Source organism: Labrys wisconsinensis, assembly GCF_030814995.1.
In the GTDB taxonomy this organism is placed as follows: Bacteria; Pseudomonadota; Alphaproteobacteria; order Rhizobiales; family Labraceae; genus Labrys; species Labrys wisconsinensis.
This window is the reverse complement of sequence record NZ_JAUSVX010000029.1, coordinates 50,449-77,102: the sequence shown is the minus strand read 5'-3', so window position 1 is coordinate 77,102 and position 26,654 is coordinate 50,449. Positions and strand designations below refer to the sequence as shown.

General features: G+C 69.3%; 26 protein-coding genes. 17 read left to right on the top strand and 9 right to left on the bottom strand.

Going from position 1 to position 26,654, the window contains the following annotated elements:
• Positions 1-390: 390 nt before the first annotated feature.
• The 5 genes from QO011_RS40455 to copD all read left to right on the top strand — a co-directional run bounded on the left by QO011_RS40455 (position 391) and on the right by copD (position 4,076).
• Entirely contained in the window at positions 391-696 is a 306-nt protein-coding gene (locus QO011_RS40455) for a hypothetical protein (protein ID WP_307285798.1), read from the top strand.
• Positions 697-793: 97 nt separating this feature from the next.
• A complete protein-coding gene (locus QO011_RS40450) occupies positions 794-1,309 on the top strand; it encodes a copper chaperone PCu(A)C (RefSeq protein ID WP_307285795.1) in 516 nt (171 codons plus the stop codon).
• A 15-nt stretch (positions 1,310-1,324) separates the two neighbouring features.
• Positions 1,325-2,698, top strand: a complete 1,374-nt coding sequence (locus tag QO011_RS40445; protein WP_370882078.1) for a PepSY-associated TM helix domain-containing protein — start codon at positions 1,325-1,327, stop codon at positions 2,696-2,698.
• Positions 2,699-2,814: 116 nt separating this feature from the next.
• The gene (gene copC / locus QO011_RS40440; RefSeq protein WP_307285792.1) at positions 2,815-3,192 is read left to right on the top strand and encodes a copper homeostasis periplasmic binding protein CopC; all 378 of its coding nucleotides are present in this window, start codon (positions 2,815-2,817) and stop codon (positions 3,190-3,192) included.
• Positions 3,192-4,076 (top strand): copper homeostasis membrane protein CopD, encoded by an 885-nt coding sequence (gene copD / locus QO011_RS40435; RefSeq protein WP_307285789.1) that lies wholly within the window; start codon positions 3,192-3,194, stop codon positions 4,074-4,076. The genes copC and copD overlap by 1 nt, the downstream gene beginning before the upstream one ends.
• A gap of 159 nt (positions 4,077-4,235) precedes the next feature.
• Here the strand turns inward: copD and QO011_RS40430 are convergent, their stop codons facing one another.
• Complete coding sequence (locus tag QO011_RS40430; RefSeq protein ID WP_307285787.1) at positions 4,236-4,979, bottom strand: outer membrane protein; 744 nt, start codon at positions 4,977-4,979, stop codon at positions 4,236-4,238.
• 672 nt (positions 4,980-5,651) lie between these two features.
• Here QO011_RS40430 and QO011_RS40425 point away from each other — a divergent pair.
• On the top strand, positions 5,652-5,915 hold the full coding sequence (locus tag QO011_RS40425; RefSeq protein WP_307285784.1) for a phosphate starvation-inducible protein PsiF: 264 nt from the start codon (positions 5,652-5,654) through the stop codon (positions 5,913-5,915).
• On the opposite strand, the gene QO011_RS40420 is transcribed toward QO011_RS40425, so the two are convergent.
• Positions 5,890-6,336: a cupin domain-containing protein gene (locus QO011_RS40420; protein WP_307285783.1), complete on the bottom strand. Its 447-nt coding sequence runs from the start codon at positions 6,334-6,336 to the stop codon at positions 5,890-5,892. The genes QO011_RS40425 and QO011_RS40420 overlap by 26 nt on opposite strands.
• A gap of 185 nt (positions 6,337-6,521) precedes the next feature.
• On the opposite strand from QO011_RS40420, the gene QO011_RS40415 reads away from it, so the two are divergent.
• Positions 6,522-6,758: a hypothetical protein gene (locus QO011_RS40415; protein ID WP_307285781.1), complete on the top strand. Its 237-nt coding sequence runs from the start codon at positions 6,522-6,524 to the stop codon at positions 6,756-6,758.
• Positions 6,759-6,771: 13 nt separating this feature from the next.
• Here the strand turns inward: QO011_RS40415 and QO011_RS40410 are convergent, their stop codons facing one another.
• Positions 6,772-7,752: a quinone oxidoreductase family protein gene (locus tag QO011_RS40410; RefSeq protein ID WP_307285779.1), complete on the bottom strand. Its 981-nt coding sequence runs from the start codon at positions 7,750-7,752 to the stop codon at positions 6,772-6,774.
• 98 nt (positions 7,753-7,850) lie between these two features.
• On the opposite strand from QO011_RS40410, the gene QO011_RS40405 reads away from it, so the two are divergent.
• From QO011_RS40405 to QO011_RS40395, 3 genes are all read left to right on the top strand, one after another.
• Complete coding sequence (locus tag QO011_RS40405) at positions 7,851-8,285, top strand: winged helix-turn-helix transcriptional regulator (protein WP_307285777.1); 435 nt, start codon at positions 7,851-7,853, stop codon at positions 8,283-8,285.
• A 5-nt stretch (positions 8,286-8,290) separates the two neighbouring features.
• The gene (locus QO011_RS40400) at positions 8,291-8,938 is read left to right on the top strand and encodes a DapH/DapD/GlmU-related protein (RefSeq protein WP_307285774.1); all 648 of its coding nucleotides are present in this window, start codon (positions 8,291-8,293) and stop codon (positions 8,936-8,938) included.
• A gap of 93 nt (positions 8,939-9,031) precedes the next feature.
• Positions 9,032-10,177, top strand: a complete 1,146-nt coding sequence (locus QO011_RS40395; RefSeq protein ID WP_307285772.1) for an alpha-hydroxy acid oxidase — start codon at positions 9,032-9,034, stop codon at positions 10,175-10,177.
• Between the two features lie 105 nt (positions 10,178-10,282).
• On the opposite strand, the gene QO011_RS40390 is transcribed toward QO011_RS40395, so the two are convergent.
• Positions 10,283-11,179, bottom strand: a complete 897-nt coding sequence (locus QO011_RS40390) for an EamA family transporter (protein WP_307285767.1) — start codon at positions 11,177-11,179, stop codon at positions 10,283-10,285.
• Between the two features lie 81 nt (positions 11,180-11,260).
• On the opposite strand from QO011_RS40390, the gene QO011_RS40385 reads away from it, so the two are divergent.
• Entirely contained in the window at positions 11,261-11,758 is a 498-nt protein-coding gene (locus QO011_RS40385) for a MarR family winged helix-turn-helix transcriptional regulator (protein ID WP_307285765.1), read from the top strand.
• A 31-nt stretch (positions 11,759-11,789) separates the two neighbouring features.
• On the opposite strand, the gene QO011_RS40380 is transcribed toward QO011_RS40385, so the two are convergent.
• The 4 genes from QO011_RS40380 to QO011_RS40365 form a co-directional block, all read right to left on the bottom strand.
• On the bottom strand, positions 11,790-12,485 hold the full coding sequence (locus QO011_RS40380; protein WP_307285762.1) for a hypothetical protein: 696 nt from the start codon (positions 12,483-12,485) through the stop codon (positions 11,790-11,792).
• Between the two features lie 795 nt (positions 12,486-13,280).
• The gene (locus QO011_RS40375) at positions 13,281-13,583 is read right to left on the bottom strand and encodes a HigA family addiction module antitoxin (RefSeq protein WP_307285760.1); all 303 of its coding nucleotides are present in this window, start codon (positions 13,581-13,583) and stop codon (positions 13,281-13,283) included.
• A gap of 395 nt (positions 13,584-13,978) precedes the next feature.
• On the bottom strand, positions 13,979-15,850 hold the full coding sequence (locus QO011_RS40370; protein WP_307285757.1) for a potassium transporter Kup: 1,872 nt from the start codon (positions 15,848-15,850) through the stop codon (positions 13,979-13,981).
• Positions 15,851-16,077: 227 nt separating this feature from the next.
• Positions 16,078-16,476 (bottom strand): lysozyme inhibitor LprI family protein, encoded by a 399-nt coding sequence (locus tag QO011_RS40365; RefSeq protein ID WP_307285755.1) that lies wholly within the window; start codon positions 16,474-16,476, stop codon positions 16,078-16,080.
• A gap of 338 nt (positions 16,477-16,814) precedes the next feature.
• Between QO011_RS40365 and QO011_RS40360 the strand changes: the two genes are divergently transcribed.
• The 5 genes from QO011_RS40360 to QO011_RS40340 all read left to right on the top strand — a co-directional run bounded on the left by QO011_RS40360 (position 16,815) and on the right by QO011_RS40340 (position 23,871).
• Positions 16,815-17,879, top strand: coding sequence for a Rieske 2Fe-2S domain-containing protein (locus tag QO011_RS40360; RefSeq protein WP_307285801.1), 1,065 nt, complete (start codon positions 16,815-16,817; stop codon positions 17,877-17,879).
• Between the two features lie 371 nt (positions 17,880-18,250).
• Positions 18,251-19,435, top strand: a complete 1,185-nt coding sequence (locus QO011_RS40355) for an efflux RND transporter periplasmic adaptor subunit (RefSeq protein ID WP_307285752.1) — start codon at positions 18,251-18,253, stop codon at positions 19,433-19,435.
• Between the two features lie 3 nt (positions 19,436-19,438).
• Entirely contained in the window at positions 19,439-22,579 is a 3,141-nt protein-coding gene (locus QO011_RS40350) for an efflux RND transporter permease subunit (protein WP_307285749.1), read from the top strand.
• Between the two features lie 185 nt (positions 22,580-22,764).
• Positions 22,765-23,334 carry a helix-turn-helix domain-containing protein gene (locus QO011_RS40345; protein ID WP_307285747.1) on the top strand — a complete coding sequence of 190 codons (570 nt, stop codon included), beginning with the start codon at positions 22,765-22,767 and terminating at the stop codon, positions 23,332-23,334.
• Positions 23,335-23,340: 6 nt separating this feature from the next.
• A complete protein-coding gene (locus tag QO011_RS40340) occupies positions 23,341-23,871 on the top strand; it encodes a GNAT family N-acetyltransferase (protein WP_307285744.1) in 531 nt (176 codons plus the stop codon).
• Between the two features lie 18 nt (positions 23,872-23,889).
• Here QO011_RS40340 and QO011_RS40335 read toward each other — a convergent pair whose 3' ends face one another.
• The gene (locus QO011_RS40335) at positions 23,890-24,867 is read right to left on the bottom strand and encodes a glutathione S-transferase family protein (protein ID WP_307285742.1); all 978 of its coding nucleotides are present in this window, start codon (positions 24,865-24,867) and stop codon (positions 23,890-23,892) included.
• A 441-nt stretch (positions 24,868-25,308) separates the two neighbouring features.
• Between QO011_RS40335 and QO011_RS40330 the strand changes: the two genes are divergently transcribed.
• Positions 25,309-26,622 (top strand): pilus assembly protein, encoded by a 1,314-nt coding sequence (locus tag QO011_RS40330; RefSeq protein WP_307285739.1) that lies wholly within the window; start codon positions 25,309-25,311, stop codon positions 26,620-26,622.
• Positions 26,623-26,654 lie beyond the last annotated feature (32 nt).

Sequence of the window (26,654 nt, the reverse complement as noted above, 5' to 3'; positions counted from 1 at the left end):
CCGGGCCCGCCCCCCCCCCCCCCCCCCCCCCCCCCCCCCCCCCCCGCCCCCCCCCCCCCCCCCCCCCCCCCCACCCCCCCCCCCCCCCCCCGAAACTCTGCTAAATCCTTGACATCCTGCAGAATTTCCGAGCCCGCCCTGCGGGCGGAGTTCGGAAATTCCGCTTAGGGAAGACCGGCGAGAAATCGCCGCGGCGCAGGCCTTGCCCGCAGAGCCTCGACACCGCTCCGACCGACCGATACGCGATCGACGAGGCCGAGCGCCGCGACACGCTCGAAGCCGCCGGACGCTCTTGACACGGCCTCGCGCATTCGATGGTCTGGCGCCATGACGGGCTTGGCCTCCCCTTCGATGCGGCGATGCGTTGCTGCTCTGCTGGCGGTCGTCCTGATGCTGACCGGCATCGGGCGCTCGCTGGCGGCCGTGCCGACGGCGCCGGCCTCGTCGGTCGTCATCGCCGGCCATGTCATCCAGCTCTGCGCCATGCCGGCGGACGAGGGGACCGATCCGTCCGGCAGCCATCGCGACTGCGACCAATGCCCGCTCTGCGCGCCCGTGATCCTGCCGGGATCGCCGCCGGCCCCGCTGGTCCTGCGCATCGAGCGGATCATCGAAGCCGATGCGGTGCGGTTCGAGACGCCGGACACCGCGGACCCGCGCTCGCCGCGCCAATCGCAAGGGCCTCCGGCCGCGTGACCTGAGCACGCGCAGCCTTCTTCCCATCATCAGTCCCGCCATCGCCGGGCGCGCGTTGCGCCGCCGGCTGGCACGGGGCGAACTCAGGATCCATCCCATGTTCCGACTGCACGCAGCCGGCGTCCTCGCCATGCTCGCCGTCGCCGCGGCCTCTCCCCTGACCAAGGCATCGGCTCACGACGTCAAGGCCGGCGACCTCGTCATCCAGGCCCCCTGGTCGCGCGCCACGCCGCCCGGCGCCCAGGTGGGCGGCGGCTATCTCACCATCGTCAACAAGGGCGCCGCGGCCGACCGGCTGGTCGGCGGCTCGGTCGAGGCCGCCGCCGGCTTCGAGATCCACGACATGTCGATGAAGGGCGACGTCATGAGCATGAACCGGCTCGACGGCCTCGACATCCCCGCGGGCGGCAGCGTGACGCTGTCTCCCGGCGGCAAGCACCTGATGTTCACCGGGCTCGCGCACGCCCTGAAGAAAGGGCAGCAGGTCAAGGGCACGCTGGTGTTCGAGAAGGCCGGGACGGTGGCGGTCGAGTACGACGTCGAGAGCATCGCCGCCAAGGGGCCGGCCGCGGCCAAGCCCGGGCACGCCATGCCCGGCATGGACATGAACTGAGCCGGGATCAGCCCCATGTCGAATCCGGTCCCCGCGGATGCCGCCCCGGCGGTATCCCCCGCGCGCCTGTCGCTCCAGCGCGCCATCTGGCGCTGGCACTTCTATGCCGGCCTGCTGAGCGTCCCGTTCATGGTCCTGCTCGCCGTGACGGGCTCGATCTACCTGTTCAAGGACGAGATCAACACCACGATCTTCGCCCATCGGACCGTCGTCGCCGACCCGGGAACGCCGGCCCTGGCGCCGAGCGTCCTGGCGGCGAATGCGCTGGCGGCCGTGCCCGGCTCCACGCTGGTCTCCTTCATCGATCCGGTGACGCGCGCATCCTCCGCCGTGGTCACCGCCAGGGACGCGGCCGGCAGACACCTCGTCTATCTCGATCCCTACACGGGAACGGTGCTCGACACCTTGCGCAGCGACCGCGAGCCGATGTGGCTCGTCCGCAAGATCCACAGCCTGGAGCTGTTCGGCACCATCGCCAACCGCCTGATCGAAGCGGTCGGAGGCTTTGCCATCATCCTGGTGATGACCGGGATCTATCTGTGGTGGCCGCGCGGCCAGTCCGGCGGCGTCGTCACGCTGCGCGGCTCGCCGGCGCGGCGCGTCTGGTGGCGGGACCTCCACGCCGTCACCGGCGCCGTCGCCGGGGTGCTGATCCTGGTCCTGGCCGCCTCGGGCCTGCCCTGGTCCGGCTTCTGGGGCAGGACGCTGAACAGCGTCGCCACGCAGGCCGGCGTCGGCTATCCCGCGCAGCTCTGGGACGACGTCCCGCTGTCGACGCTCCCGACCGAAGCGGTGCTGAGCAAGCCGGGCTGGACGGTCGAGAATGCCCCCGTGCCGATGTCGACGGCCGCCGCCCCGGCAGAGCCGATCGGGCTGGACCGCGCGGTCGCCGTCGCCCGCGGGCTCGGCATCACGCCCGGCTTCGAGATGGCGGTGCCGGGCGACGAGACCGGGGTCTACACCGCCGCCGTCTATCCGCACGACCTGTCGAAGCAGCGGCTGATCCATATCGATCAATATTCGGCAAGGCCGCTCGTCGACCTCTCGTTCCCGGACTATGGCGCCGTCGGCAAGGCGATCGAGTTCGGCATCAACGTGCATATGGGCCAGGAATGGGGCCTCGCGAACCAGCTTCTCATGCTGGCGGCGTGCCTTGCCATCATCCTCGCCTCGGTCTCGGCCTTGGTGATGTGGTGGAAGCGGCGCCCGGCCGGCAAGGTCGGCGTGCCGCCCTACCCTGCCGACCCGCGCGTCTATCGGGCGCTGTGGGCGGTCGCCGTCGCGCTCGGCCTCGCCTTTCCCATCACCGGCCTCGCCATCCTCGCGATGGTCGGCTTCGACCTCCTGGTCATCCGCGCCGTGCCGCCGCTGCGGCGCGCCTTCGCCTGACCCCCGCGAGATCCGCGAATGTCGGGGGCGCGGACACGCGGCTCCCCTCGATCCCGGCAAGTCCGCAGCAACCCATCGCCCCGATGGCCTGCGCCGAACATGAAGGAACCAATCCCATGCGCAGCATCTCGCGTCTCAAGACCGCCGCCTCGGCGGCAATCCTCGGCCTCGGCCTCACCGGCCAGGCTCTCGCCCATGCCCATCTGACCTCGGCGGTTCCGGCCGAGAACGGCACGGTCGCGACGGTGCCGACGGAACTGGACCTGAAGTTCTCCGAGGAGCTGAACCTCAAGTTCACCGGCGTGAAGGTCACCGGCCCCGACAAGAAGGCGGTCGCCACCGGTGCGGCCTCGCTCGCCTCCGGCGACGAGACCGGCCTGGTGGTGCCGATCTCCGCGACCCTGGCGCCGGGCAAGTACATCGTCGCCTGGCACGCGCTCTCGAAGGACGGCCACAAGACCCACGGCACCTACAGCTTCACCGTCAAGCCCTGATGGACCCCGGCGCCGCCCTGATCCTCTGCCGCGTCCTGCACGACGCGGCGGCGATGCTCCTGTGGGGCGCCTTCGCCTATCTCTGGGTGCTGGTGCCGGGGGGGCTGGCAGGAGCCGTCGGGCGGCACCTCGAAGTCCTGCGCCTGGCAGCCATCGCCGTGGCGATCCTGACCACCGCCGCGGCGCTGCCGCTGCAGGCCGGGGTCATCGGCGAAGGGTGGGCGGACACTCTCGACGTGCGGACGCTCCGGGACGTGCTCGTCGAGACCGATGTCGGGAACGCCTGGATCGTCCAGGCGGTCCTTGCCCTGGTCCTGGCGGCGACAGTGCCCGTACCGGCGCGCCGCCGCCGGGCCGCGACCGCCATCGCCGCCGGCCTTCTGCTGGCGAGCCTCGCCCTGACGGGACATGCGGCGATGCACGAGGGCGGGCTGCGCCTTGCCCACGCGATCAACGACGCCACCCATCTCCTGGCCGGCGGCGCCTGGCTGGGCGCGCTGGTGCCGCTGCTGCCGATCCTGCGGGCGCTGGAACGCGTCGAGACGCGTGCCGAAGCGGCGACGGCGTTGCGGCGCTTCTCGGCCGCCGGTCACGGCGCGGTGGCATTGGTGATCGCCACCGGCGTCCTCAACATCGCCCTGGTGCTCGGGCGCTGGCCGGCCGACTGGTCCTCGCCCTACCAGGCGCTGCTGGCCGCCAAGATCGGGCTCGTGGCCGCGATGACGGCTCTCGCCTTGTTCAACCGCTACGGTCTCGTCGGCCGCATCAGGACCGCGCCGGCGCGCACGATCCGGGCGCTGATCGCGACCACGCTGCTGGAGATCGCTCTCGGAGCCGGCGTCCTCGCCCTGGTCGGGGCGTTCGGCACGATGGAGCCGGCCTGAGCCGGCTCATCCCCTCGCCGCCTCGGGGACGTCGCTCGGCATCAAGAGCGCATGGGCCTCGCCGGCGCCGACGAAAAAACGCAGGAGCCGCTCGCACGGCCCCTGCGCTCGATGCTTCGCTGCCGGGCTCGGACGATCCGGGCCCAGCGTGTTGTGGGATCAGAACTTGTAGTTCACGGCGAGGCGGGCGAGCTCGCCGGTGTTGTTCACGGAGAAGCCGTAGGTGCCGGAGCTACCGTTCAGCTGCCCGGTGACGTTCTTCTTGCCGAGATCGTAGTAGAGGAAGTCGCCGCGCACGGTCCAGTTGTCGGTCAGCGCATATTCGACGCCGCCGCCCACGGTCCAGCCGGTCTGGACGTCGGTCTTGTTGGTGACGAGGCTTGCGCCGGTGGTGTTGTCGACCACATGCGCACCCTGGTCGGCGAAGATCACGCCGCCGGTGCCGAACACCAGGAAGCGGTCATACGCCACGCCGACGCGGCCGCGAATGGTGCTGTACCAGCCGTCGTCGATGGAGCCGACCGTGTTGCCGTTGAGCGAGCTCGCCTTGTGGGCCGAGCCGCCGAGATAGCCGACATCCGCTTCGGCGCCGAGGACCACCCAGTCCCACTGATAGTTGTAGCCGACCTGGCCGCCGCCGGTGAAGCCGGTGCGGTCGGGCTTGAAGCTGTCGCCGGCCGCGTTCCAGGCGCCGTTGCCGAAGGAGCGGTCCTTGAACTTGGAGTCGCCGAAGTCGGCGCCCAGGTTCACACCGGCATAGAAACCGGTCCAGGAGAACGGCAGCACGACGGGCGCCGGGGCTGCCGGCTCGACCGGCGCCGGCGAGAGGTCGGCGGCGAAAGCGGGGTAGGAAACAACCGAAACCGCCGCGGCGGCGAGCAGCACACGCATAACCTTTGTCATACCTAAGTCCTTCCACGTCGAAACAGCCGGAGACTCAAAGCCCCAGTTGAATGACCGGATCATATGGACAATCTCGTGATCCCGCAACTCCTGACGCCTGACAACCTCAGTAAAGTACCAATTTTTCAACAGATAACCCGAGGAAATTTGAAGTATCTCTTTCAAAAATTTGCCACATCATCATCAAACTCAGATCGATATTCGGCCAAACTCTGACACACGCCCGCCTTTCTTTCGTCAAACATTTGAGACTTTGCTCTCCTCCAAGCTCAGGGTCGCATGTAGTTTTCAAACTCCCGAGACCGACATGCCCGAAGGTTCCAAGGTCGAGGATCGCCCGATCGATGCGACGGCAAATCTTTCGAGGTCGCGCCGGCCGGCGATACATGGGTTCCGCAAGCAAGAGCCCGCTCCTCCCCTGTCCTGTTTCGCGCTCACGTCGACCGGCGCTCCGGTGCTGCCGCTGGGTTTTCCGACATTCCCCGGCGGCGGGTCGTGGCCGGACTGTGTCGCCGCTCCCGGCCGAGCTCCTCGAAACCGCCACGGGATTGCCACCTTCGGCGCCGAAGCAATGGGCGAGCCCATGGCGCACGACATTGTTCCCGGCCCGCCCGCCCCCTGGCATAGTGGCGGTGCCGATCATGCCGTCGCCGCATGCGGGGAGGTCAGACCATGACGTTGCCGAAGGTCGTCGCCGCAGGGCTCGCCGCCGTCCTCATGGGCGCCGGCGGCGCGTTCGCCCAGACCCAGCCGCCGCCGCAGAGCGCCGCACCGGCCGCCGTGCCGAACGTCTCGCCGACCGCGGTGCAGGCCGCGGCGAAGCGATCGCTGTCGAGGCGATGCCTGGCGGAGGCCAATGCCCGCCATCTCCACGGCAAGGCCCGGACGGAGTTCCGGACCGCCTGCATCGTCAAGGCTCAGAAATCGCCGAGCTGACCGGCGGCACCGCCGCGACGGGGCGGGCGAGCCCGGCGGCCGCCCCTGAACCCCGCCCGTCCATGGCCTTCTGCAGGATGCCGGGCACGTCGGCGCGCATATAATCCTCGCGGCGGGGGCAGAAGGCGTCCATGGTCCGGCAATCCGTCAGGGCCCGGCCGGAATGGCGTGCACCCGGCGGCACCACCGCGACCATGCCGGCCCTCAGCACGGTCGTCGCGCCCTCGACCGTCACCTCCAGCTCGCCCTCGAACTGGTGCACCACCTGCTCGTGGGGATGGGCGTGCTCGGGCAGCACCGCACCCGCCTCGATACGCCAGAGCACGAAGGTCATGCTCCCCGAATGCGCGAAGCGGCCGTGGAAGCCGGGAATGACGGTACGAGGCTCAAGAGCCTCCCATGTGAACACGCTGTCTTGCATCGGACACCTCGCGCCGGCGGCCCCGGATGCCGCCAATGTGTCTCATCGACCGCCCGGCGCGCAATGCGGCGGCCTGCGCGCCCCGCCAACCCCCGGCTGACCCTGCCGGCACCGTCGGGGAAAAGGAGCAGCCGGCGGCGAACCGGACGGGGTGGCCGGCGTTCATCCGGCGTGGAGGACCCAGCATGACGAACACGACCGACCCCAGCCCCATGGTCCTGGTGCAGCGCCCGCATGCGGCGGAGCGCTTCGACGCCAGGCGGGCCGCCAATGTGCTGAAGCGGCTGGAGGACGTGCTGGAGCGCGCGGCCGAAGCGGGCATGGCCGAGACCGGCAACCGGATCTGGCTCGCCTTGCACGAAGCCCGGGCGGAGGCGCTGCGGCTGGGCAAGAGGCCGGTCGTGCCGGGGCCGCCCTGCTGACGCACGGTTCCGGCTAGCCCACCGCCAGCACCAGCTTGCCGACCGTGCTCCGGCTCTCGAGCGCGCGATGGGCCTCGGCCGCCCGGTCGAGCGGATAGTGCCCGCCGCGCAGCACCCGGAGCTCGCCGCGCGCCGCCCGGTCGAACAGCAGGGCGAGATCGCACGCGAGACCGCCGGGGCTCAGCAGCGGCAACAGGGCGAAGCCGCGCAGCGCCTGGTTGCGGGCGATCAGCCCGTCGAGCGCGGCCCGGTCGAGGGCAAAGCGGCCGAGCGCGGCGAAGACCAGCTCGCCGCCCGGCGCCAGGGCCTCGAGGCCGGCACGGGTCGTCTCGCCGCCGACCGTGTCGTAGACGATGTCGGCGCCGCGGCCCTCGGTCTCGGCTCGGACGCGGCCGGGCCAGGCGGCGTCGCCCGTGTCGATGCCGACATCGGCGCCAAGGGCGACGGCGAGGTCGCGCTTCTCCGGCGTCCCCGCCCCCGCCAGGATACGCCGCGCCCCCGCCTGCCTGGCCAGCTGCACCAGCAGCGAGCCGACGCCGCCGGCCGCGGCATGGACGAGCAGCGTCCGGCCGTCGGGCGGGCTGCGGCGGACGAGATGGAGGGCGGTGAGCCCCTGCACCATCAGCGCGGCGGCATCCTCGAAGCCGAGGGCGTCGGGGATCGGCACCAGGGCCGCGGCCTCGGCCGCCACTGCTTCGGCATAGCCGCCGGCCCGGCCGAGGGCGAACAGCGGTACGGCGACGCGCGTGCCGATGGCAGGCGCCGTGACATCGGGCCCATGCGCCTCGAGCGTGCCGGCGACCTCGACGCCGGGGACCATCGGCAACGCAGGCGTCGCGGCGTAGAGGCCGGCGCGCAGCAACGTCTCGAAGAAGTTGAGGCCGGCGGCGCGCACGCGCACCAGCGCCTCGCCCGGCCCCGGGACGGGCGCCGGGATCTCGACGGGCTCGAGGACGTCGGGACCGCCGAAGCGGCTGAGCTGGACGGCTTGCATGGCATGGACCGGGTTGGCGTGGGCTCGGACCTCGTCTATCCCTGGGTCCCTGTCCGTCGCTACACACCCTTTCGTGCCATACCGACCAGGAGGTGACCATGACCGCGGTCGTCAAGCGCCTGCCGGCCCTGCCCGCCGAGCGGGCGCTGAAGGTGATCGCCGGGCGCTGGAAGGCGGTGCTGCTCTATCATCTCTTCGACACGCCCAAGCGCCTGTCGGAGCTCAAGCGCCTGGTGCCCGAGATCAGCCAGAAGGTGCTGATCCAGCAGCTGCGCGAGCTGGAGGAGCACGGCCTGGTGCACCGCGAAGTGTTCCGCCAGGTGCCGCCGCGCGTCGATTATTCCGCCACGCCCCTCGGCCTCAGCCTCGAGCCGGTGCTGCTGGCGCTGTGCGAATGGGGCCAGCGCCATGCCACGGAGCTGAACGAGCTCGACCGGGTCGCCGACTGCATCATCCGCCCGCGGCGGCCGGCGCAGTCACGCTCGCGTCATGGCGGCGATGCTACCTCGCCGCCCCACCCTGACCAGGAATGACAGCCATGGACGCCCCGGCTCCACCGCGCCCGAAGATCGCCGAGACCGTGATCGACCCGACCGTCGGCCTGCGCGAGGCCACGATCGGCCGCTGCTGCGAGATCCTCGGCAACAGCTGTGTCGAATACTCCACGCTCGGCGATTTCTCCTATCTCGGCCCGGGCTGCAACGTCGCCGATGCCGAGATCGGCCGGTTCTGCGCCATCGCCGCCGAGGTGCGCATCGGTGCGCCGAATCACCCGCTCGACCGGCCCTCGCTGCACCGCTTCACCTATTGCCCGGAATATTACATCCCCGGCGCCGAGCGCGACCACGCCTTCTTCGGCGAACGGCGGAGCGATCGTGTGCGCATCGGCCACGACGTCTGGATGGGCCATCGCGTGATCGTCCTGCCGGGCGTGACGGTGGGCGACGGCGCCGTGCTGGCGGCCGGAGCCGTGGTCACGCGCGACGTCGCGCCCTACACCATCGTCGGCGGCGTCCCGGCACGGCCGATCCGCGAGCGCTTCAGCCGCGACATCGCCGCGCGCCTGGCGCGGATCGCCTGGTGGAACTGGCCGGCGGAGACCATCTGGGAGCGCCTGGCCGAGTTCCAGTCCGGCGACATCGAAACCTTCTGCGCCCGCTGGGACCCCGCCGCGGCCGAGGCATAGGCCGGCCCGGCGCGGCCGACCGCGTTCGGCCATTGGTGGCCGCCCGATCCTGGGCTACATGGATCGGGCTCGAAACCCTGCCCCGAAGCGACGATGCGCCTCAGCCACTGCCACAACTGCCACGATTTCCGCACCCTGGCCCGGCGCCGGCTGCCGGGCCCGATCTTCAACTATATCGACGGGGCGGCGGACGACGAGGTGACGCTGCGGCGCAACAGCGAGAGCTTCGAGCGCTGCGACCTCGTGCCCAACGTGCTGCGCGGCGTCGAGAGCGTCGACATGTCGGTGACCGTCATGGGCCAGACGCTCGCCATGCCGGTCTATTGCTCGCCGACGGCGCTGCAGCGCCTGTTTCACCATCAAGGCGAGCACGCCGTCGCCGCAGCCGCTTCCAGGTTCGGCACCATGTTCGGCGTCTCCTCGCTCGGCACGGTATCGCTGGAGGCGGTGCGCAAGGCCCATGCCGGGCCGCAGGTCTACCAGTTCTATTTCCATCGCGACCGCGGCCTCAACCGCGCCATGATGCAGCGGGCGAAGGAGGCCGGCGTAGAGGTGATGATGCTCACCGTCGACAGCATCACCGGCGGCAACCGCGAGCGCGACCTGCGCACCGGCTTCTCCATTCCCTTCAAGCTGACGCCGGCCGGCATGCTGCAATTCGCGATCAAGCCGATGTGGGCGGTGAACTATTTCACCCATGAGCGCTTCCGGCTGCCGCAGCTCGAGGAGCATGTCGACATGGGGCGCGGCGCGATGTCGATCGGCCGCTATTTCACCGAGATGCTGGACCCGGCCATGGACTGGGACGACGTGGCGGAGATGGTGCGGCACTGGTCCGGCCAGTTCTGCCTGAAGGGCGTGATGTCGGTGGAGGATGCCAGGCGCGCGGTCGCGATCGGCTGCACCGGCATCGTCCTCTCCAACCATGGCGGGCGCCAGCTCGACGGCTCGCGCGCCGCCTTCGACCAGCTCGCCGAGATCGTCGACGCGGTCGGCGACCGGATCGACGTGATGATCGACGGCGGCATCCAGCGCGGCACCCACGTGCTCAAGGCGCTGTCGCTCGGCGCCAAGGCAGTCGGGGTCGGGCGCTACTACCTCTATCCCCTGGCGGCGGCCGGCCAGGCGGGCGTCGAGCGGGCCCTCGGCCAGATGCGGGCCGAGATCGAGCGGGGCATGAAGCTGATGGGCTGCACGTCGGTCGCCCAGCTCTCGCGCGAGAACCTGCGCTTCCGCTAGAGCAAAGCGCGTTTGGACGGAAACGCGTCTTTGCGATGCTTGGCGAGTCCGCCACATCGCAAAACGCTTCAGGTGGCGTTTCCCGGATCGCCATCGGGGGTCCGATCAGGGCCGGCCCGGCACCGGCGCCGCTCCGGCGGGGCTCACCGGCGCAGCAGCGCGTTGCGCGCGCTGGGCGAGCCAGACGCTGCCGAGGACGAGGACCATGCCGACGCCCTGCGCCGGGCTCAGGCGCTGGCCCAGCACCAGCCAGCCGAGCACGACGGCGGTGGCCGGGCTGAGGAAGCCGAGCGAGGAGACCGCTGCCGGCTCCAGCCGCGCGATGCCGCGGAACCAGAGGACATAGGTCAGGGCCGCGCCGACCAGGCCGAGATAGGCGAAGCCGGCCACATTGCCGAGGGAGAGGCTCGCCGGCGGCGGCTCCAGCCAGAGCGCCGCCGGCAGCAGCAGGAGCCCGCCGGCGGTGAGCTGCCAGGCGGCGAAGGCGAGCGGCGAGGCCGGCGGCTGCCAGCGGCGACTGAGCACGGTGCCCGCCGCCATCGACGCGGCGCCGGCCAGGCCCGCCGCCACGCCGACGGGATCGAGCGCCGCCCGGTCGGTGAGGATCAGCAGCGCCACCCCGGCGAGGCCCGCGACCGCGGCGACGACCGAAAGGAGCCGCACCGGCGTGCCGAGGAGGAGGCGCGCCAGCCCGATCACCAGGAGCGGCTGGACGGCCCCGACCGTGGCCGCCACACCGCCCGGCAGCCGATAGGCGGCGACGAACAGCATCCACCAGAAGAGGGAGAAGTTGAGGGCGCCGAGCAGCAGGCTCCGCACCCACCAGATGCCGTGCGGCCATTGCCGCACCACGGCGAGAAGCAGCACGCCGGCCGGCAGGGCGCGCAGCAGGGCGACGGTGAGCGGACGGCCCGGCGGCAGGAGCTCGGTGGTGACGAGATAGGTGCTGCCCCAGATCGCCGGCGCCAGCGCCGTCAGCACGAGGTCGGTCTTGCCAGCCATCAGGGTCGCTCCCGATTTACCTTGACCTCAAGATAAATCGACATGTCTTGACGTCAAGACATATTCGAACAAGACTGCCGCATGGACGCTGTCGACCGAATCATCGCGCAATGGCGCCGGGAGCGACCGGACCTCGATGTCGGGCCCATGGCCCTGATCGGGCGGATGAACCGGCTGACGCAGCACCTGTCCCGGGCCATGGGCGACACGTTCGCCCGCTTCGGGCTCAGCGGCGCGAGCTTCGACGTGCTGGCGACGCTGCGCCGCTCCGGCCCGCCTTATGCCCTGTCGCCGGGCGACCTGACGGTGGCGATGATGATCACATCAGGCACGATGACCAACCGCATCGACCAGTTGGAGAGAGCCGGCCTGGTGGAGCGGCGCCCCAATCCCGAGGACGGACGCAGCGTCATCATCGCCCTGACCGACAAGGGCTTCACGGTCATCGACGCCGCCGTCGCCGCCCATGTCGAGACGCAGGCCCGGCTGACCCTGGGGCTGACGGACGGCGAGCAGGCCGCCCTCAACGGCCTGCTCGCGCGATATCTCGCGGCCTTCGAAGGCGATCTCGCCGGATAGCCGCGCCCCCCCGCCGGACCCGCGCGCCCCCCTATTGCTGAGCAGCGCGCTGGAACGGCTTGGCCGCTTCCAGAAGCGAATCGAGCAACGGGCCGCTGTACTTGTTGGAAAGCGCCTTGTCGAAGCTCGAACCGCGGCCGACCTCGCTCAGCACCTTGTCCAGCTTGACCACATAGGTGTCGAGGAAGGACGGATTGTACGATGCCTTGTCGGCCTGGGTCTTGTTGTAGTCGACGATCGCCTTGATGAAGGCGCGCTCGACCGTCTTCTCCGTACGCTCGTACGGCCTGACGGCCTTCAGCAGGACATCGAGCGGACCGTCGCTGAACCTGCCCGACAGGGCAGCGCTGAACGCGACGCCACCGTCCACATCGCCCAGCGCCTTGTCGAGCTTGGACAGATGCTTGGCGAGCGAGGCCGGGTTGTACGAAGCCTTGCTCGCCTGGTCCTTGTTGTATTTCAGCATCGCCTTGAGGAGTGCCCGCTCGACGGTCTTCTCTCCCGGCTTGAACGGCTTGGCTGCCTTTTGCAGTGCAGTGAGCAGGGCGCCGCCATACTGGGCGGCCAGGGCTTCATCCAGCACCTCGCCGCGCTCCACCGCACTCAAGGCCTTGTCCAGCTTGATCAGGTAGGTTCCAAGGGCAGTCGGACTATAGGATGCCTTGTCGAGCTGATTCCTGTTGTATTTCAATATCGCCGCAATCAGCGCACGCTCGACAGTCATCATCGTGCTACCCCCAAATGCGAATCGAGACACGCAGTCAAAAGTTTCATTTTCGACACAATCACAGACCTCACCCTTTACTCAGTATACAAAATTCATCATACGCACCGTTCTCGCCATTTCAAGCCACATCGTGAAAAAAAGCGTAACTTTCTCTGTTGAATATGTTTAATTTGAGTTTTTGACAATTTATCGACAAACACTCTACGTTTCGACCCTACGGATATTCTGCAGAGCCGAACGGACATTCTCATCCTCCTCCCGCGCGGACCCCTTCAGGCTCAACTGCAATATCTCTACGAACGCGCAGCCGGTTTGGGCTTATTACGCTACGACAGTCAAGCTCACTTGTTGTGCAGCGCCGCATTCGCCCGGACCTCGGGCCGACACGATGCAAGAAGCGCGCCAACGACGCCGGATTGCCCGTGACGGATTCATGCCGGCGCGGACGCGGCGCGCCGATCCGTCGCAGTGGCGGGAACCGGCCGGACGATGCCGCTGGAGAGACCGGTGCCCGGCACCGGCGCACCGATGGCGCTGCGTGCTGCACGGCCCGCCGATCCGCCGAGCAGGATAGGGGCGGGTATCGTCAGGCCGCTCGCTCCGACGGCGCCGAGGATGGCCGCCAGCCCGTCCGCGCCCCGGCCGACGGCCTGCGCCGGGATGAGGAGAACGCGAAGGAGAGGCCAGGATCCGAGATGCCGCACCGCCACCACCCACAAAAGGAAGCGCTGGATTAGAAGGCCGGATTGTCGGCCTGATGACAGCGGCGCCCGTCCGCGCCGGCCCCGGACCGGGTCACGCCGTCCCGTGCGGCTGGATGCGCCGCAATTCGAGGGCGAGCTTGCCATGCTCGACGGCGATGTCGAACTCCGCCTGGACGCGCATCCAATAGGACGGCTCGGTGTTGAAGTAGCGCCCGAGGCGCAACGCGACGTCGGTCGTGATCGGCTTCCTGTGGCGCAGGATCCGGTCGATCTGCATGGCGCTGACGCCGATGGCCCTGGCCAGATCGTACGGCGTCAGATTGCGAGGCTCCAGGAAATCCTCATGCAGAATGGTGCCCGGGTGCACCCGGCACTCCTTCCGGTCTTGCGTCATCAGCCTGCCCCCGCAGCCTCTCAACTCGTACACGTCACCTGTCTCCGCGGCCTCGTCTCCCTTCGCCTCCGCCACGGAGAAAGGCTGGCCGCGTCGAACAGGTTCGATGCGGCCCGATATACTCCCGCCTTCCGGCGCCGCTCCGCGCGGCAGCGCACGGGTTGGGAGCGAGCGCGATCACCATTTCGTGATAACACGGCGGAGAGGCACCGGCGAGCCCCGGCGGCCAATGGCATCAAAAAAACGCTGCCTGGCCGGCGCGAGGCGCCTGCGCGGCGCTCGTGTTGGCTTCCGAGGCCTGGTTCCTGACCATTGCGTCGGAAGCATAGCACAATGCCCTGAACCAGCTGGGGTTCCGGGCTGACGGCTCGGGACGGACCGTCGGAGCCGGAACACTAGATCGCGATCTGGCGACCGATCTCGACGACGCTTTCGGGCGGCACGTGCAGGAAGTCGGTGACGTGGGTGCCGTTGCGCTCCATGGCCGCGAACAGCCGTTCCTGGAGGCCGGGCAGGCCGCGGCCGTCCTCGCGGCGGACGACGGTCTCGTGGCCGATATAGTAGGTGACGTCGTCGAGATCGACGCCGCAGCCGAGCGCATGCGCCTGGCGCAGCAGGGCGGGAATGTCCGGACGCTCCATGAAGCCATAGCGCGCCGACGCCCGCCAGAACTGCGGCGCCACCTCCTCCATGGTCAGCCGGCCGCCGTCCTGCACCCACGGCACCGGCTGGGTCTGCACGGTGAGGACGAACAGGCGCCGGTGCAGGGCCCGATTGCGCTGCACATGCCAACGCATGATCGGCGGCGTGTCGCATGATGTCCTGGTGAGGAAGACGGCGGTTCCCGGCACGCGCGGCACGCCGGCGGCCTCGACCTCGGCCAGGAAGCGGTCCACCGGGACGAGCGCCTCGTGCAGGCTGGCGGAGACGGCGGTCACGCCCCGGTGCCAGGTGAACATCACCCCGTAGACCAGGAGCGCCAGCAGCAGCGGCACATAGCCGCCGTCGAAGACCTTGGCGACGTTGGCGACGAAGAAGGCCGCATCGACCACCAGGAAGAAGCCGGCAAGGGCGCCGCTCGCCAGCAGGCTCCATCGCCAGATCTCCCGCAGGGCGATGAACAGCAGCACCGAGGTCATCAGCATGGTCAGCGACACGGCGATGCCGTAGGCGGCAGCCAGGTTGTCGGACTTGCCGAACCCGATCGTCAGGCCGACCGTCACCGCCATCAGCAGCCAGTTGACCGCGCCGACATAGATCTGGCCGTAGCCCTCGGCCGAGGTCTGGGTGATGCGCAGGCGCGGCAGCCAGCCGAGCAGGATCGCCTGCCGCGTCATGGAGAAGGCGCCGGTGATGATCGACTGGCTGGCGATGATGGTGGCGAGCGTGGCCAGGACCACCAGCGGGATCAGCAGCGGCGCCGGACAGAGGCGATAGAAGATGTTGTCCTCGATCGGCGCCCCCTCCAGCACGATGGCCGCCTGCCCGGCATAGTTCAGCACCAGGCTCGGAAAGACGATCGCCGACCAGGCCAGCCGGATCGGACGGGCCCCGAAATGGCCCATGTCGGCATAGAGCGCCTCGGCGCCGGTGACGCACAGGAACACGCCGCCGAGCACGAGGAAGCCGCCCGGGCCGCCCGTGGCGAGGTAGCGCAGGCCATAGAGCGGATCGATGGCGACGAGCACGCCGGGGTGCCGGACGATGCCCCACAGGCCCAGCAGGCCGATGGCGAGGAACCAGAGCGCCATGATCGGGCCGAAGGCGCGGCCGATCGCCGCCGTTCCCAAGGGCTGGATCGCGAAGAGCCCGATCAGGATGACGACGGCCGCCGGCAGCACATAGGACGTCACGGCGGGGGTCGCCATGGTCAGCCCTTCCAGGGCGGAGAGCACGGAGATCGCCGGCGTGATCGCGCCGTCGCCGTAGATCAAAGCCGCGCCGAACAGGCCGAGCGCGATGATGGCGGGGCGCTTGTGCCGCTTGTTGCCGAGCAGGGCCATCAGCGCGAGGATCCCGCCCTCCCCGTCATTGTCCACCCGCATCGCCACCGTCACGTATTTGAGCGAGGTGACGATGATCAGGGTCCAGAGGATCAGCGAGAGCAGCCCGAGCGTCACGTCGGCAGTCGGCCGGTCGCCGGCCAGCGACAGGACCGTCTTCAGCGTGTAGAGGGGGCTGGTGCCGATGTCGCCGAACACGATGCCGAGGGCCGACAGGCCGAGGACGGCAAGAGGGGACGACGGAGCGGCTCTCCGGTGAAGCACGGACGCTGTTTCCGACACGTTTCACTCCATGTCGCGCCCCGGCATCGTCCGGGAACGGTCGGCCCGCCCGCCCGACGGACGGGATAGCGCGCCCGGATGACAGCGGCAGGACAGGCCACCCGCTCCATCCGCGGCCGGCGCATTCGAGAACCGGATCGTGGCTTTCGTGCGTGCGGACGCCGCCGCAAGAAAAGCCACGGGGACAGGCCTGGCGGCCCTCGACCCGCTCACTGCGCCGGGACGGGGCAGCTCATATCGCCCTCCCCGCAGGCGAGATAGGCCTTGAGGTCCGCGATGCGCTTGCGGGTCAGGCCGTCGGCGCATTGGGCGTAGACCATCGGATGGATGGTGCCGCCGGCGGAGCCGGAAGACGAGAAGGTGCATTCGGCGTCACGGAAGGCCACCCAGCTGCGCTGCGCCGCGACCAGCAGCTTCGCGGTGTCGGCATCGTCCTTGAGGCGCTGCTGGATGCGCTTGTAGAGGCTGTTGAGCTCGGCGTCGGCGGCCTGGTAGCTCTTGCCGACACATTCGCCCATCGTCCGCTGGTCGGCGGCGTCGGCGCAGTCGTCGGCGCGGGCGGCCGGAGCCAGGGCGAGCAGAGCCAGCAGCACGACGAGGCGAGGCATCCGATCCCCCTTCGATGGTCCGATCCATAGAAGACCAGGCCGACGGCCATGGCAACCCGGTGCATTCGGCGCCCAGTGCGGCGGCGCCCATCGGAATTGCCGCCCGTGCCGGGATGATGGCACTGTCGTGCGACACGATTGCCGTGTAAGTTACGGACGTTACGCAATCGCATTCGCTGGTCGGGCAACCCGGCCGGAGCGGCACGGACCACGGTCCGTCCGCAGGTGGACTTCCGACAATTGGCAAGGCAGCGCCCCCGCCGCATGCGCGGACGGGCGTGAAGGGTTGAAACATGCGATCGCAGAAGGCCGCCGATCTCTCCGGGCAAGCCTCGGACATGGCGCAGGCAACCGCAAGCGACGAGCGGCGCGACCGACCGGCCCTGACGGAGCCGATCGCCGAGGCGTGGTACTGCATCGGAGAATCCCGTTCTTTCAAGGCCGGGCAATTGCGTAGCGTGCAGGTCTGCGGCGAGCAGATCGTCGTGGCGCGGCGCGACGACGGCGGGCTGCGCGCGCTGCGCGACCGCTGCGCGCACCGCGGGATGGCGCTCTCCAAGGGCACCTTCAAGGAGGGCCTGATCACCTGCCCGTTCCACGGATGGCAGTTCACCGTCGACGGAGCCTGCGCCGCGATTCCGGCGCTGTCCGCGAGCGACAGCGTCGATGTCGGCAAGATCCGGATCCGCTCCTTCGATGTCGTCGACCATCTCGGCATGGTCTGGCTCAAGCCCGGCGGTGGGAGCGGAGCCCCGGCCCTTCCCGATATCGACTTCGAGCCGGCCGGCCCGCCGCTCGCGGTCTCGGTCGAGGTGAACGCCTCGTTCGACCTCTCGGTCCTGAGCCTGGTGGACCCCGCCCATGTCGCCCATGTCCACACCTCCTGGTGGTGGCGCACGTCGCGGACGCCGCGCGAGAAGGTCAAGCAGTTCGAGCCGTCGCCGCATGGGTTCACGATGCGCAGCCACCAGGCGGCGCGGGCGGCGCTGATGTACCGGCTGCTCGGCGGAATACCGGACGTGGAGATCGAGTTCCGCCTCCCCGGCGTGCGGCTGGAGCGGATCGCCGCGGGCAAGCGCCGCTTTGCCAACTACACGTTCGTCACGCCGGTGGCCGATCGGAAGGCGATCCTGACCAATGTGATGTACTGGAACTGGCCCCTGCTCAACCTCGCCCGTTACGCGGTGCGGCCCCTGGTGCGGCAGTTCCTGAACCAGGATCGGGACGTGCTCGAAATCGCCCAGAGAGGGCTGGATCGCCAGCCGACCATGATCCTGCTCGGCGAAAGCGACCTGCCCGGCCAATGGTATTTCGGGCTGAAGCGGGAATTCCTGCGCTCGTCCGGCGCCGGCAGCCTCTTCCTCAATCCGCTCGAATCCCGGGAACTGCGCTGGCGCAGCTGAGGCCGCCGGCGCCTGCCGGGAAGCCGACGTTGCGGGTCCTCGGCGCGGCGGCATCGATGCGGGGCTCCCGGCGAGGCCCCTGCGGCGAGCCGGCGGAAGCGCCGCAACGGACAGGCACAGAGGTCGCCGCGACGCAACCCCTCGTTCATCACGATCACGTGCATGTCTGCTTTCCGCCATCGCGGCCATTGACCCTCGGGTCAAGAGCTTATTATGTCAGTCTTCGGCTCGTATTGCGGGCGCGACGCGGCAGTTTGCGCGCGCCTCGGGAGAGGGAGTGCCGGCCTTCGACCACGTACCGGCCTTCCCACTCTCCAGCGTGATCCCGGCCGGGCTTGGGGCACCGGGACCACGCGACAGGACGCCCGCCGATGCCTTTCGCCGTGATGCGTTACCGCCCCTTTCGATGCCTCGCCTTCGCCGCCGCGCTCGCGGCGGCCGCGCCGCCGGCACTGGCGCAGATGCCGGGCGGCCCGCCGGCCGTCGGCGTGATCGTGGCGAAGAAGCAGCCGGTCACCCAGGTCCAGGAATTCATCGGCCGCATCGGGGCGGTCAACCGGGTCAACATCGTCGCCCGCGTCACGGCGCAGCTGGAGGAGACGCCGTTCACGGAGGGCTCCGAGGTGAAGAAGGGCGACGTGCTCTACCGCCTGGAGCGACCGCCCTTCGAGGCGCAGGTGGAGAGCAGCCAGGCCAACATCGCCCAGTACGAGGCGCTGCTGCGCAACGCCACGCTGACGACGCAGCGCGCCCAGCAGCTCCTGAAGACGCCCGCCGGCCAGCAGTCGGCGGTCGACTCGGCGCTGGCCCAGCAGCAGGCCTATGCGGCCCAGCTCCTCGGCGCCCAGGCCCAGCTCAAGACCTCGCAGATCAACCTCGACTACACCACGATCACCGCGCCGATCGACGGCAAGATCGCCCGCAACGCGGTCACGATCGGCAATATCGTCGGTCCGACCTCTGGCACGCTGACCACGATCGTCAGCCAGGATCCGATGTACGTCACCTTCCCCGTGCCCTCGCGCCAGGTGCTCGATCTCAACGCGCATTATGCCGGCAAGGGCGGCTTCAACGCGGTGGTGATCCGGGTGCGGCTGCCCGACGGCTCGCTCTACGGCCAGACCGGCAAGCTCGACTTCATCGACCCCTCCGTCGCCTCCAGCACCGACACCATCGTCCTGCGCGGCACGATGCCCAATCCGCTCGCCGCCAACGCCAAGCCCGGCGACCTCAACGCGCGCACGCTCGTCGACGGCGAGTTCGTCACGGTGCTGGTCGAAGGCGTCGAGCCGATCGTGGCCCTCGGCATTCCGCGCGGCGCCGTGCTCTCCGACCAGCAGGGCAACTACGTCTACGTGGTCGGGCCGGACGAGACGGTGTCGCAGCGGCGCATCCAGCTCGGCCAGTCGACCCCCGCCATCGCCATGGTCTCGGCCGGGCTGGACGAGGGCGAGCGCGTGGTGGTCGACGGCATCCAACGCGTGCGCCCTGGCATCAAGGTTTCGGCGGCACCGGCGTCACCCGGGCCGGCGGATCCGGCCAAGGCCGGGCAGTAAGCCATGTTCTCAGCCATCTTCATCGACCGGCCGCGCCTGGCGATCGTCATCGCCATCGTCATCACCATCGCCGGCGCGCTGGCGATGACGCGCATCGCGGTGGAGCAGTTCCCGAACCTGGTGCCGCCGCAGGTCCAGGTCAGCACCACCTATCCCGGCGCCTCGGCCGCCGTGGTGGAGTCGTCCGTCGCCCAACCCCTGGAAGCCCAGGTGGTCGGCGTCGACAAGATGATCTACATGAAGTCGAACAGCGGCAATGACGGCAGCTACAGCCTGACCGTCTCGTTCGAGCTCGGCACCAACCCGGACATCGACACCGTCAACGTCAACAACCGGGTCCAGGCCGCCCTCTCCAAGCTGCCGAGCGCCGTGCAGCAGCAGGGCGTGACGGTGCAGAAGCGCTCTTCGGCCATCCTGCAGTTCCTGTTCCTCTACTCCGAGAACGGCAAGCAGAACCCTCTGTTCATCACCAATTACGCGACGATCAACGTGCTCGACCGCCTGTCGCGCATCGAAGGCGTCGGCCAGGCGAGCCTGTTCAGCCGCCAGAACTATTCGATGCGCATCTGGTTCGACGCCAGGCGGCTGACCAATCTCGGCCTGCAGCCCTCCGACATCGTCAACGCCATCGAGGCCCAGAACGTGCAGGCGCCGGTCGGCCGGATCGGTGCCCAGCCGGCGGGCGAGGACCAGCAGTTCCAGCTCAACCTGCAGACCCTCGGCCGCCTGCAGACGCCAGAGCAGTTCGCCAACATCGTCGTGCGCGCCAATCCCGACGGCTCGACGCTCCGGGTGCGCGACGTCGCCCGTGTCGAGATGGGGGCGCAGAGCCTCGACACCACCAGCCGGCTCAACGGCCACCCCGCCGTGGCGGTGGCGATCTACCTGTCGCCGGGCGCCAATGCGGTGCAGACGGCCGCGCGCGTCACCGCCGCCCTCGACCAGATGAGCAAGAGCTTCCCCGAGGGCCTGAAGGCGCGCGTGGTCTACGACACGTCCACCTTCGTCAGCGACACGATCACCGAGGTGGTCCGGACGGTGTCGGAAGCCTTCGCTCTGGTGGTGATCGTCGTCTTCCTGTTCCTCGGCAACCTGCGCGCCACCATCATCCCGGCGGTCGCCGTGCCGGTGAGCCTGATCGGCGCCTTCGGCGTGATGCTGGCGCTCGGCTATTCCGCCAACACGGTGTCGCTGCTCGCCATGGTGCTCGCCATCGGCGTCGTCGTCGACGACGCCATCGTCGTGGTCGAGAACGTCGAGCGCGTGATGGAGGAGGAGCCGGACCTGTCGCCGGCCGACGCCACCAAGAAGGCGATGCGCCAGATCACGGCGCCGGTCATCGCCATCTCGCTGGTGCTGCTCTCGGTGTTCGTGCCGGTCGCCTTCATCCCCGGCCTGACCGGCGAGTTGTTCCGCCAGTTCGCCGTGACCATGACGGCGGCGATGGTGATCTCGGCGCTGAACGCGCTGACGCTGTCGCCGGCGCTGTGCGCCGTGTTCCTGCGGCACTCCAAGAAGCGCGGCCTGATGGGCTACGTCATGCGCGGCATCGACGGGGTGCGCAGCGGCTATGCCGCCGTGGTCCGGCGGCTGGTGCGCGTCTCGGTGCTCAGCCTCGTGGCCGTGGCGGCGCTGGGCGCCGGCATCTACTTCATGGCCAAGACGACGCCGACCGGCTTCGTGCCGGAGGAGGACCAGGGCGCTTTCTTCGTCGTGGTGCAATTGCCGGACGGCGCCTCCGTCAACCGGACCACCGGCGTGGTGGAACGGGTGGAGGGCATCCTCAAGCAGATCCCGCAGATCCAGGACACGCTCGCCATCGTCGGCTTCTCCATCCTCGACGGCGGCGCCCAGCCCAACGCCGCCTTCATGGTGGCGCGCCTGAAACCCTTCGCCGAGCGCCAGGGCGCGGCGAACTCGGCCCAGGCGCTGATCGGCCAGGTGTTCGGCGCCACCCAGCAGATCGCCTCGGCCCAGGTCTTCGCCTTCAACGTGCCGCCGATCATCGGCCTGTCGACCTCGGGCGGCTTCGAATACCAGCTGGAGAACCTGGAAGGCGCCGATCCCGCCGCGATGGGCAGCGTCATGCAGGGCCTGGTGGCGGCGGCCAACCAGAACCCGCAGCTCCAGCGCGTGTTCTCCACGTTCACGGCGACCACGCCGTCGATCTATCTCGACATCGACCGTGACAAGGCCCAGGCCCTCGGCCTGTCGATGGCCGACGTGTTCTCCGCGCTGCAGACCACGCTCGGCGGCACCTATATCAACGATTTCAACCTCTACGGACGCACCTGGCAGGTCAATCTCGAGGGCGAGGCGGCGGACCGCAGCGACGTCGATTCGATCTGGAAGATCTATGTGCGCAACAGCGCCGGCGAGATGGTGCCGCTGCGCTCGATCGCCTCGGTGTCGACCCAGCTCGGGCCGCAGACCATCAGCCGCTACAACAATTACCGCTCGATCACGGTGAACGGCTCGCCGGCGCCGGGCGTCTCCTCCGGCACGGCCCTGCAGCTGATGACCGACATCTCGGCCAAGACCCTGCCGCCGGGCTACGGCTTCGAGTGGACCGGCACCGCCTACCAGGAGCACGAGGCGCAGGGACAGACCGGTGTGGTGCTGGGCCTTGCCGTGCTGTTCGCCTTCCTGTTCCTCGTCGGCCTCTACGAAAGCTGGACCATCCCGATCCCGGTGCTGCTCTCCGTCTCCGTCGGCATCCTCGCCGCCTTCCTTGGCGTCAAGATCGCCGGGCTGTCGCTCGACATCTACGCCCAGATCGGCCTGGTGGTGCTGATCGCCCTCGCCGCCAAGAACGGCATCCTGATCGTCGAATTCGCCAAGGAGCGGCGCGAGCACGGCGATTCGATCCGCGATGCGGCGATCATGGGGGCGCAGATGCGGTTCCGCGCCGTGATGATGACCTCCATCGCCTTCGTGCTCGGCCTGCTGCCGCTCGTCGTCGCCACCGGTGCGGCGATGATCAGCCGGCGCGACGTCGGCACGCCGGTGTTCGCCGGCATGATCGGGGCGAGCTTCGTCGGCATCTTCCTGATCCCGATGCTCTACGTCTTCTTCCAGTCGATGCGCGAAGCCGTGAAGCGCCGCTTCAGCCGCACGCCCGCCGACGCTCCCGCCGCGCACTGAGGCGCGGCAGGACCCCCAACGTCATGGCCGACCTGATCCGGCCCTCCGCGCGAACGGGGCCGGCCGGAACGCGCGCAGCCGTGACCTTCGGCCGTGCCGGGTCGTGTCCTGGACGGGCGCACGGCACCGCCGCACCGTTGCCGCGCTCTTGACCAGCATCCCATATCAGAGATATCCTCTCATATATGGAAAACACCTCCTCCGACGACACGATCGACCAGCGGATCGCGCAGCGCCTGCGGGCACTCAGGGCCGAGCGCAACTGGCCGCTGGACGAGCTGGCGCGGCGCAGCGGCGTGAGCCGCGCCACCCTGTCGCGGCTGGAGAACGCCGAGGTGAGCCCGACGACCGCCGTGCTGGGCAAGCTGTGCACCGCCTACGGGCTGACCCTGTCGCGGCTGATGCACCTCGTCGAGGGCGACTTCGCGCCGCTGGTGCGGCGCGCCGACCAGGCGGTGTGGACCGATGCCGGCATCGGCTTCCGGCGCCGGGTGGTGTCGCCGCCCGCCCAGAACCTCGCCGGCGAGGCCCTGGAATGCACGCTCGAGCCCGGCACCCACGTCGCCTATGACGGGCCGCCCCGGCCGGGGCTGGAGCATCACCTGGTGATGCTCGAGGGGCAGCTGCGCCTCACCGTCGAGGGGCGGACCCACGCGCTCGAGGCCGGCGACTGCCTGCGCTACCAGCTCTTCGGGCCGAGCAGCTTCACCACGCCCGAGCATTGCCCGGCCCGCTACTTCGTCTTCATGGTGTGAGGGAAGATGGACAGTCCCGTCGACATCAGCGTCATGCCGGCCGAAGCGCTCGCCGGCCATGTCCGCGAGCTCGGCGCGCTCCTCCATGCCTGCGTCCAGGCCGGAGCCAGCATCGGCTTCATCCTGCCCTTCTCGATCGCGGAGGGCGAAGCCTTCTGGACCCGGGCCGTGCTGCCGGCGGTCGCGGGTGGCGGACGGGTGCTGCTGGTCGCGCGCTGCGGCGGGCGGATCGCCGGCTCGGCGCAGCTCGACACGGACATGCCGGCCAACCAGCCGCACCGGGCCGAGGCGCGCAAGCTTCTGGTCCATCCCGATTTCCGGCGCCGGGGCATCGCCCGGGCGCTGATGACCGAGCTCGAACGCCTGGCGCGCCGACGCGGCCGCAGCCTGATCACCCTCGACACCCGAACCGGCGACAACGCCGAGCCGCTCTATGCCTCGATGGGCTACGAGACGGCCGGGGTCATCCCCGGCTATTGCCGCGACACCTTCGTCGATCAGCTCGATTCGACGACGCTGATGTACAAGGCGCTGTGAGAGGGCGACAGGCCGGGCTCAGGCCTCGGCCGGCGCGGCGGCGCGGGCCGTCCGCCCGGCCCAGGGCAGCTCGGGGCCGAGCGGCACGATGCCGCCGGGGTTCAGCGTCCTGATGGCATGGTAGCCGCGCTTGATGTGGTCGAGGTCGACGGTCTCGGACACGCCCGGCACGGCGAGCATGCGCTCGACATAGGCCGAGAGCTGGCCATAGTCGACCAGGCGCCGCAGGTTGCACTTGAACAGGCCGTGATAGGCGGCGTCGAAGCGCACCAGGGTGACGAAGAGACGGATGTCCGCCTCCGTCAGCCGGCCGCCGAACAGGAACGGCCCCTGCCCGGCGAGCCGCCTCTCCAGCCAGTCCAGCATGGCGAAGACATCGGTGAACGCCTCCTCGTAGGCGCCTTGCGTGGTGGCGAAGCCCGCCCGGTAGACGCCGTTGTTGAGCCTGAGATAGAGCTCGTCGCCGAGGGCGTCGATGGCGCCGCTGAGATCCTCGGGGTAGAGATCGATCGCGCCCCTCGCCCAGGCGCCGAAGCCGGCATTGAACATGCGCAGGATGTCGGCGGACTCGTTGTTGACGATGGTGCGGCGCTGCCTGTCCCAGAGGACGGGCACGGTGGCCCGCCCGCTACAGGCCGGGTCGGCGGCCGTGTAGATCTCGTGCAGGTAGGTCTTGGCGTTGACGCCGTCGCCGCCGGCGCCGAAGCGCCAGCCCTGGTCGGTCATTTCCGGTTCGACGACGGAGAGGGAAACCACCTCGTCCAGACCCTTCAGCTTGCGGGCGATCAAGGTGCGCGAGGCCCATGGGCAGGTCAGTGCGACGTAGAGATGGTAGCGCCCGGGCTCGGCGGGGAAGCCGCCCTCGCCGCTCGGGCCGGGAGCGCCGTCCGGCGTGACCCAATGGTGGAAGCGCGAGGCCTGGCGGACGAAGCCGCCCTTGGCGTCGGTCGCCTGCACCGGCTGCCAGGCGCCCGTCCATTTGCCGTCGACCAGCATGGCGTCCCTCCGTCCACGTTGCGCCCTGCGGGATGTAGGGCACGGGCGGCCGCGACACCAGCGCGGATCGCCGGCGCCGGCCGCAAGCGCCGATGCGCCATCGACGCCGATGCCGCGCGGAAATGGATAAGATTCCCTTGCCGGGATCGCAGGCATTTTCGCAGTCGAACCAACGTTTTCTCAACCTTTACGACCATCTCGGCGCGCATTCTTCACGCTTTACTCAGAACCCCCGTGTTTAGACGAATGAGTTGAGATTTTTACAAGAATTATAACTTAATCGCTGGACCGACATCCGGGGGGATGAGAGGTCGGCGAGGCTCGCGCCGATCGCAGGGCCGAGTGCCGCGCCGCCAGGCGCCGCGCCGACCAGGGGCCGAGCGACCAGCCGGCCGTGCGGATGTGGCCGGGCCTGCGACCCTGGACCCGAGAGGAGCCCCCGTGACCAGCCTTCGAGACAAGATCGCGCGCGCCGCACGCCGGTTCGGCGCGGACAGCGGCGGCAACGCCCTGATGCTGTTCGGCTTCGCGCTGCTGCCGGTGCTCGGCCTCGCCGGGGCCGCGGTCGACTACGGCCGCGCCAGCAAGTCCCGCACCGACATGCAGGCGGCGCTCGACACCACGGTCCTGATGGTGGCGCAGCAGGCCGCGAGCCAGACCGCCGCCCAGCTCACCGCCAGCGCCACCAAGGACTTCAATGCGATGTTCACGCAGCCCGAGGTCAGCGGCGTCAAGGTCACCGCGACCTATTCGACCACCGGCGGCTCGCAAGTGGCCATGACCGCCAGCGGCACGCTGCAATCGGATTTCGCCTGGCTGTTCGGCATCAAGACCATGACGATCGGCACCACGAGCACCGCGACCTGGGGCAACAACCGCCTGCGGGTGGCTCTCGTCCTCGACAACACCGGATCGATGGCCGACAGCGGCAAGATCACCGCCCTCAAGGCTGCCACGCACAGCCTGCTCGGCCAGCTCCAGGGCGCGGCCGGCACGAGCGCCGACGTCTATACCTCGATCATTCCGTTCGGCAAGGACGTGAACGCCGGCAGCACCAACTATGCCCAGTCCTGGGTGCGCTGGGACCTGTGGGATGCGGCCAACGGCACATGCAGCAAGTCTCGATACACGCCGCAGGCGACCTGCGTGGCGGCGGGCGGCAAGTGGACGCCGGCGAGCCACTCGACCTGGAACGGCTGCCTGACCGATCGCGACCAGAACGACGACACGACCGCCGACGTGCCGGTGACGGGCTCGACCGCCACCCTGTTCCCGGCCGAGCAATATGCCTACTGCCCGGTGTCGCTGATGGGCCTTTCCAACGACTGGACGGCCCTCTCGAACAAGGTCGACGCCATGACGCCGAACGGCAACACCAACCAGACGATCGGCCTGCAATGGGGCCTCCAGTCGCTGGTGGCGGGCAATCCGCTCGCCGTGCCGGCGCTGGACCCGAACTACAACTACACGCAGGTGATCGTGCTTCTGACCGACGGCCTCAACACCCAGAACCGCTGGAGCACCGACCAGTCGACCATCGACACCCGCACCCTCGCCGCCTGCACCAACGCCAAGCAGGCGGGCATCGTCATCTACACCATCCAGGTCGATACGGGCGGCGATCCGACCTCGACCATGCTGCCGGCCTGCGCCACCGACAGCAGCAAGTTCTTCCTGCTCACCTCGTCGAGCCAGATCCTGTCGGTCTTCACCCAGATCGGCACGGCGCTGTCGCAGCTGCGCATCTCGAGCTGAGCAGGTTCGGGAGAACCTGCTTGGCGCCAGAT

Bases quoted from the DNA above. Each gene is read 5' to 3' on its own strand.
- QO011_RS40455 (WP_307285798.1), top strand. From the start codon at position 391: ATGCTGACCGGCATCGGGCGCTCGCTGGCGGCCGTGCCGACGGCGCCG.
- QO011_RS40450 (WP_307285795.1), top strand. From the start codon at position 794: ATGTTCCGACTGCACGCAGCCGGCGTCCTCGCCATGCTCGCCGTCGCC.
- QO011_RS40445 (WP_370882078.1), top strand. From the start codon at position 1,325: ATGTCGAATCCGGTCCCCGCGGATGCCGCCCCGGCGGTATCCCCCGCG.
- copC (WP_307285792.1), top strand. From the start codon at position 2,815: ATGCGCAGCATCTCGCGTCTCAAGACCGCCGCCTCGGCGGCAATCCTC.
- copD (WP_307285789.1), top strand. From the start codon at position 3,192: ATGGACCCCGGCGCCGCCCTGATCCTCTGCCGCGTCCTGCACGACGCG.
- QO011_RS40430 (WP_307285787.1), bottom strand. From the start codon at position 4,979: ATGACAAAGGTTATGCGTGTGCTGCTCGCCGCCGCGGCGGTTTCGGTT.
- QO011_RS40425 (WP_307285784.1), top strand. From the start codon at position 5,652: ATGACGTTGCCGAAGGTCGTCGCCGCAGGGCTCGCCGCCGTCCTCATG.
- QO011_RS40420 (WP_307285783.1), bottom strand. From the start codon at position 6,336: ATGCAAGACAGCGTGTTCACATGGGAGGCTCTTGAGCCTCGTACCGTC.
- QO011_RS40415 (WP_307285781.1), top strand. From the start codon at position 6,522: ATGACGAACACGACCGACCCCAGCCCCATGGTCCTGGTGCAGCGCCCG.
- QO011_RS40410 (WP_307285779.1), bottom strand. From the start codon at position 7,752: ATGCAAGCCGTCCAGCTCAGCCGCTTCGGCGGTCCCGACGTCCTCGAG.
- QO011_RS40405 (WP_307285777.1), top strand. From the start codon at position 7,851: ATGACCGCGGTCGTCAAGCGCCTGCCGGCCCTGCCCGCCGAGCGGGCG.
- QO011_RS40400 (WP_307285774.1), top strand. From the start codon at position 8,291: ATGGACGCCCCGGCTCCACCGCGCCCGAAGATCGCCGAGACCGTGATC.
- QO011_RS40395 (WP_307285772.1), top strand. From the start codon at position 9,032: ATGCGCCTCAGCCACTGCCACAACTGCCACGATTTCCGCACCCTGGCC.
- QO011_RS40390 (WP_307285767.1), bottom strand. From the start codon at position 11,179: ATGGCTGGCAAGACCGACCTCGTGCTGACGGCGCTGGCGCCGGCGATC.
- QO011_RS40385 (WP_307285765.1), top strand. From the start codon at position 11,261: ATGGACGCTGTCGACCGAATCATCGCGCAATGGCGCCGGGAGCGACCG.
- QO011_RS40380 (WP_307285762.1), bottom strand. From the start codon at position 12,485: ATGATGACTGTCGAGCGTGCGCTGATTGCGGCGATATTGAAATACAAC.
- QO011_RS40375 (WP_307285760.1), bottom strand. From the start codon at position 13,583: ATGACGCAAGACCGGAAGGAGTGCCGGGTGCACCCGGGCACCATTCTG.
- QO011_RS40365 (WP_307285755.1), bottom strand. From the start codon at position 16,476: ATGCCTCGCCTCGTCGTGCTGCTGGCTCTGCTCGCCCTGGCTCCGGCC.
- QO011_RS40360 (WP_307285801.1), top strand. From the start codon at position 16,815: ATGGCGCAGGCAACCGCAAGCGACGAGCGGCGCGACCGACCGGCCCTG.
- QO011_RS40355 (WP_307285752.1), top strand. From the start codon at position 18,251: ATGCCTTTCGCCGTGATGCGTTACCGCCCCTTTCGATGCCTCGCCTTC.
- QO011_RS40350 (WP_307285749.1), top strand. From the start codon at position 19,439: ATGTTCTCAGCCATCTTCATCGACCGGCCGCGCCTGGCGATCGTCATC.
- QO011_RS40345 (WP_307285747.1), top strand. From the start codon at position 22,765: ATGGAAAACACCTCCTCCGACGACACGATCGACCAGCGGATCGCGCAG.
- QO011_RS40340 (WP_307285744.1), top strand. From the start codon at position 23,341: ATGGACAGTCCCGTCGACATCAGCGTCATGCCGGCCGAAGCGCTCGCC.
- QO011_RS40335 (WP_307285742.1), bottom strand. From the start codon at position 24,867: ATGCTGGTCGACGGCAAATGGACGGGCGCCTGGCAGCCGGTGCAGGCG.